At 66.0% G+C, this 5,063-nt stretch carries 5 protein-coding genes; 2 read left to right on the top strand and 3 right to left on the bottom strand.

Annotated features, from left to right (window positions below; all coding sequences use genetic code 11):
- Positions 1–321, top strand: a 321-nt coding sequence (locus VEZ38_RS06375) for an aldo/keto reductase (protein WP_324892509.1), incomplete at its 5' end; no start/stop codon positions are given.
- Here the strand turns inward: VEZ38_RS06375 and VEZ38_RS06370 are convergent.
- The gene (locus VEZ38_RS06370; protein WP_324892508.1) at positions 311–1,636 is read right to left on the bottom strand and encodes an MFS transporter; all 1,326 of its coding nucleotides are present in this window, start codon (positions 1,634–1,636) and stop codon (positions 311–313) included. The genes VEZ38_RS06375 and VEZ38_RS06370 overlap by 11 nt on opposite strands.
- A 78-nt stretch (positions 1,637–1,714) precedes the next feature.
- On the bottom strand, positions 1,715–2,635 hold the full coding sequence (locus VEZ38_RS06365; RefSeq protein WP_324892507.1) for an AraC family transcriptional regulator: 921 nt from the start codon (positions 2,633–2,635) through the stop codon (positions 1,715–1,717).
- A gap of 154 nt (positions 2,636–2,789) precedes the next feature.
- Here VEZ38_RS06365 and VEZ38_RS06360 point away from each other — a divergent pair, with 154 nt between their 5' ends.
- A complete protein-coding gene (locus VEZ38_RS06360) occupies positions 2,790–3,629 on the top strand; it encodes a phytanoyl-CoA dioxygenase family protein (RefSeq protein ID WP_324892506.1) in 840 nt (279 codons plus the stop codon).
- A 72-nt stretch (positions 3,630–3,701) separates the two neighbouring features.
- On the opposite strand, the gene VEZ38_RS06355 is transcribed toward VEZ38_RS06360, so the two are convergent.
- Positions 3,702–5,063: 5'-nucleotidase C-terminal domain-containing protein (locus VEZ38_RS06355; protein WP_324892505.1), on the bottom strand; the 1,362-nt coding region annotated here is incomplete at its 5' end.

The raw sequence follows: 5,063 nt of genomic DNA, 5'->3' as shown, positions 1-5,063 counted from the left end.
TCGCAGGTGGAATTGCTCTCCTACTGCAAGACGAAGGGCATTCAGCTGGAAGCTTGGAGCCCGCTCATGCAAGGCAACAACCTCGATCATCCGACGCTGAAGGAAATCGCGACGAAGCACGGCAAGTCGACGGCGCAGGTCGTCCTTCGCTGGGATCTGCAGCACGGCGTCATCACGATTCCGAAGTCGACGCAGGAAGCGCGGATCAAGGAAAACTCGGACGTGTTCGACTTCGAGCTGAGCGCGGAAGAGATGGGCAAAATCGACGCCATGAACGAAAATCGCCGCTTCGGCGCCGATCCGGATAACTTCAACTTCTAAGTTTCGCCGCCGGCGCGCCGCCGGCCGAAGCGGGATCTCCCGCGGCGGCCGAAGGCGCGCCGTCTTTCGTGCGGGCGCCTGTGCCCGCATGCGAAGCGAAGGCGACCGCGACCATCGCGACGAGGAACGCCGCGCCCCAGCCGAACATCGCCGCGGGCGGCCAGTCCCCGACGCCGAGCGCGCCGAGCGCGGAGGAGCCGATGCAGAACGCGGTGAAGCTCAGGACGTTGACGGAGTAGATTTTCCCGGTGTGACGCGGCTCGGCCATCGTCTGGATCGCTGTCAGCAGCGGAATGCCGATGACGGGGCCGCCGATGCCGCCGATCGCCGCGCCGAGGCAGACGATCCAAGGCGTCGAGGCGCCCGCGGCGATGACGGCATAGCCGGCGGCGAGGAACAGCCACCCGAGCAGGACGGCGCGGAACGGCTTCGCGACGGAGAGCCGCGTCATGACGAGGCTGCCGAGCAGATTGCCGGCGCCGTAACAGCCGACGATGACGCCCAGCCAGCCGCCGCTCGCGCCATCCGCGCCTCCGGCGCCGACCGCGCCGCCGCTCAGGTCGGCAGCCAGCACGGGGAAGCCGACGGTCCACAGCATCTGCCAAGCGAGAAAGCCCATATTGCCGAAGAGGATCGTAAACAGCAGCGTTCGATTCGCCCGCAGCGCTCGAGCCGCCTCGAGGATGTCGCGGGCGTAGCGCGCGGGCGTCATCCTCTCCGAAGGCGTCGTCGGAGGCGGCGCCGCTTGGCCTGCGCTCCAGACGAAGGCGGCGGACAAGGCGTACGCGCAAGCGTTGACGAACACGAGCCATGGGAGCGGCACGAACGGCGAGAGCGCCGCGACGGCCATCGGCGCCGCGATCCGGATGGCGCGGAACGTCGTGTCCTGCAGCGCGTTGGCTTGGTTCATCAGCTCGGGCGGCACGACCGCTCGGACGGCGACGGTGCGGGCCGGCGCGAACAAGGCGACGAACAGGCCGATGCCGAATTGGACGCCCATGAACAGTCCGAGATGCTCGACCCCGCCGAGCATCATCGCGAAGACGGCGAGCGCCAGCGCGAAGCGCGCCAAGTCGGAGCGGATCATCAGCGCGCGGGGCGAGGTCCGATCCGCGATCGCGCCGAACAGCAGCGTGAACAAGAGGCCCGCGATCATCTCGGGGATCGACAAGAGGCTGAGCGCGGAAGGCGATTCGACGCGCTCCAGCAAATACCAGACGAGCGCGATCGCATAGCATTGGTCGCCGACGTTGGAAGCGATCTGAGCGAACCACAATCGAACGAACGGCCGGTTGCGGCGGAGAGTAGGATGCATGCGAACCTCATTTCCCAGCACATTTATGCCAATAGTTTGATAACCGTCGAACTACTGGCTTTATTATACCGCAACGGACTAAAGCTGGGAATGACCGGTTTTCGGTTCCGAACGATTTCGGTATGCGCCAGGCGGCACGCCGGCGCTGCGTTTGAACGCCTTCGAGAAATGATGCACGTCCGCGAACCCGCAGTACGCGGCGATCTCCTCCTGCGACAGCGCCGTCGACCGCAGCAGCTCGCTCGCGTGCGCCACCCGCATCTCGAGCAAATACCGGTGCGGCGGCATGCCGTACATCGCCTTGAAACGCGCGGCGAAGCGGGACGGGGACAGACCGGCGCGGGCGGCCATCGTCTCCACGGGAAGCGGCTCGTGCAGATGCAGCGAGAAATACGAAGGGATCCAGCGGAGCTCGTCGATCGGCTCGCGCCTCGACGTTCCGTCGCGGTCCGGCGGCGCGTGGTCCGCGAGGATCATGGCGATCAGCTCCGTCGCCGCGGCCTGGACGTTCAGCGACGCGAACGGATCTCCCCCCAGCCACGAGTCGACGAGGCGGAGCAGGGCGTCCCGCATCCGCCTCGGGTCCCGGGGCCGCAGCCGAACCGGGACGGGAAATCCGAAGACGTCGTCCAGCCGGGGCTGCAGCAAGTCGAGGTATGCCGTCAGATCGGTCTGCCCCGGACGGGTCGGGAAGCTCCGTTCCCGATCGGGGGTGTAGAAAACGTCGAAATGGGCGAACGGCGTTTCCGTGTCCGTCAGCCCTTCGAGCTCGCAGCGGCTGCCCGGTTGGACGAGCGCGAATGCGCCGTCCCGGAGCTCGTGCCGGCGCCCGTCGACCGTGAAGACGCAGCGGCCGCGCCGCACGTACACCAACAAGTAGTCGAGCAGCCGCCGCTCCGGTACGCGCCAAGGCCGCCGCACCGCGCGGTCGCTTTCCCGGACGTAGGGCGCGATCGGCCCCGCGGGGGTGTGCGCCGTCGTCGTTCCAAGCCCGTTCATTGCATCGTCGCCTCCTTTTCTTCTTATCGAAAAACAGTCGTTTTAGACAAACGGAGGGGAAGGTTTAGACAATGCATCCCCTCGCGGTTATGGATTATGATGAATGTACCATACCGATTGCATCGCGAGGAAGACAAAAGGGAGGCGTCTCTCCATGAACGAAATCGAACGATCGTTGCCGGAACTAAACGACGCGTACCGGCTCGCCCCGGAGCTTATCGAGGCGTACCGCCGCGACGGGCATACGCTGCTGCGCGGCGTGGCGAGCGAGGAGGAAATCGCCGCTTACGAGCCCGTGCTTTCGGCGATTGTGCGGGAGCGGAACAACCATGACAAGCCGGTCGGGGAACGGGATACGTACGGCAAGGCGTTCATCCAAGTCGCCAATCTGTGGGAGGTCAGCGAAGCCGCGGCGCGATTTACGCTGGCGCGGCGATTCGCCCGGATCGCGGCGGAGCTGATGGGCGTCGACGGCGTACGCATCTACCACGACCAAGCGCTGTACAAAGAGCCGGGCGGCGGCCATACCCCGTGGCACCAAGACCAAATCTACTGGCCGCTCGACACCGATCATACGATCACGATGTGGATGCCGCTCGTTCCGATCCCGGAAGCGGTCGGCTCGATGACGTTCGCGTCGGGCTCGCACCGGAACGGACTGATCGACAAGACGGTTATCTCCGACGAGTCGCATCGAACGCTCGGGCAATATATCGAAGGCAAGGGCTTTCCACAGAAAACGTACGGCGCGATGAACGCGGGCGACGCGACGTTCCATGCCGGCTGGACGGTGCACAGCGCGCCGCCGAATCCGACGGATACGATGCGCAAGGTGATGACGATTATCTACGTGGCGGACGGCGTTCGCATCGCGGAGCCCGATACGAACGCCCGGAAGGCCGACTTAGCGCGCTGGCTGCCGGGGCTCGCCGCGGGCGACGTCGCCGCGTCCCGGCTGAACCCGCTCGTCTACACCCGCGAGTCCGATTCTTAACGCTCGAGACTGAAGAAGGCTGCGGACCCTATCCGAACATCGGATCGGGCCGCAGCCTTCTTTGCATACCATTTACTTCGTTAACGCCTCATGCAGCAGGACGGCGAACTCCGCCCGCGTCGCTGGCGCGTTCGCGTCGCCTTGAACGGCCGGCGCTTCGCCGAACGCGCGCTCGATGACGAGCGCCGCTTGGCCCTTCGTCAGCGCCGCGTCCGGCTGGAACGCGCCGCCCGGGACGCCGAGGAAGATGCCGGCGTCCTTCGCCGCGAGCAGCTCTTTGGCGAAGCTGTGGTCGGCCGCGACGTCGGAGAACGCCGCCGCCGCTTCCGGCAGCTTCAGGCCGAGGGAACGAGCGAGCCATACGGCCGAATCGATCCGCGTGAGCGCGTCGGACGGACGGAACGCGTCGCCGCCGGTCGACAGCTCCGGAAGCGCGTCGCGCGTCGCGAGCGCCTGAACGGCTTCGTATGCCGGGTGATCCGTGCCGGCGTCGGTAAAGACGCGGGTAATGCGGCCTTCGACGGCCGTGCCGACCGACTCCAGCGTCGAGAGGTAGCCGACGAACGCGTCGTAGTCGACGACGAACAGATCCGTCTGGCGGCCGTCGTCCTTCGCTTCGCCGAATACCGCGTAGTTGTCGCCGCCTCCCGCCATGTAGGCGTTCGTCGCGACCGTGTACGTCGCTGCGAGGTCGAGCGCCGCGTAAGAGCCGTCCTCGGCCGCGACCTTCACGTTCGAGACTCGCTCGCCGGCAGGCTTCGCCAGGTTGTACGCGAACGTCAGACCGGCGACTTGCGGGAAGCGGCCTTGGCCTTCTTCGACGGCGCCGACGCCGTTTTCCAGAGCTTCCACGATTTCCGCGCCCGTCAGATCGAGCGTGACCATCGAGTTGCCGAACGGCATCACCGTCAGCACTTCGCCGAGCGTAATGTCGCCTTCGTCGATGGAGGCCCGGATGCCGCCGCCGTTCGCGATGGCGATCGTTGCGCCGGCCGGCTTCGCGGCATGCAGCACCGCGTTCGCGATCAGGTTGCCGAGGTTCGTCTCGCCGCGGCGCACCTGCGTCCGGCTGCCCTCGAGGTAGACGTCGGAGGTGCCGACGACGTTCGACTTCATCTCTTCGATCGGCGCTTGCAGCTCCGCCAGCTTCGCCGCGAACGCTTCGTCTTCCGCGATCAAGTAGTCGCCCGCTTCGTTCTGCGCGTCGATCTCGATGAGGTCGTACGCCCAGTCGACGAGCACGCCGGCTTCGTCGAAGTTCGCGTCGAGGCGGCCGAGGAATTGTCCGTATTCGCCCGTCTGCGCGATGAGCGTCGGCGCGCCGTCTTCGTTCACGACCTCGGCTTGGTCGAGGCGCGTGTGCGAGTGGCCGCCGATAATAATATCGATGCCTTCGACCGCTTCGGCCAACTTCACGTCGTAGTTGTACCCGAG

This window comes from Paenibacillus sp. (assembly GCF_035645235.1).
GTDB lineage: Bacteria > Bacillota > Bacilli > Paenibacillales > YIM-B00363 > Paenibacillus_AE.
This window is presented reverse-complemented; position numbering and strand designations above follow the sequence as displayed.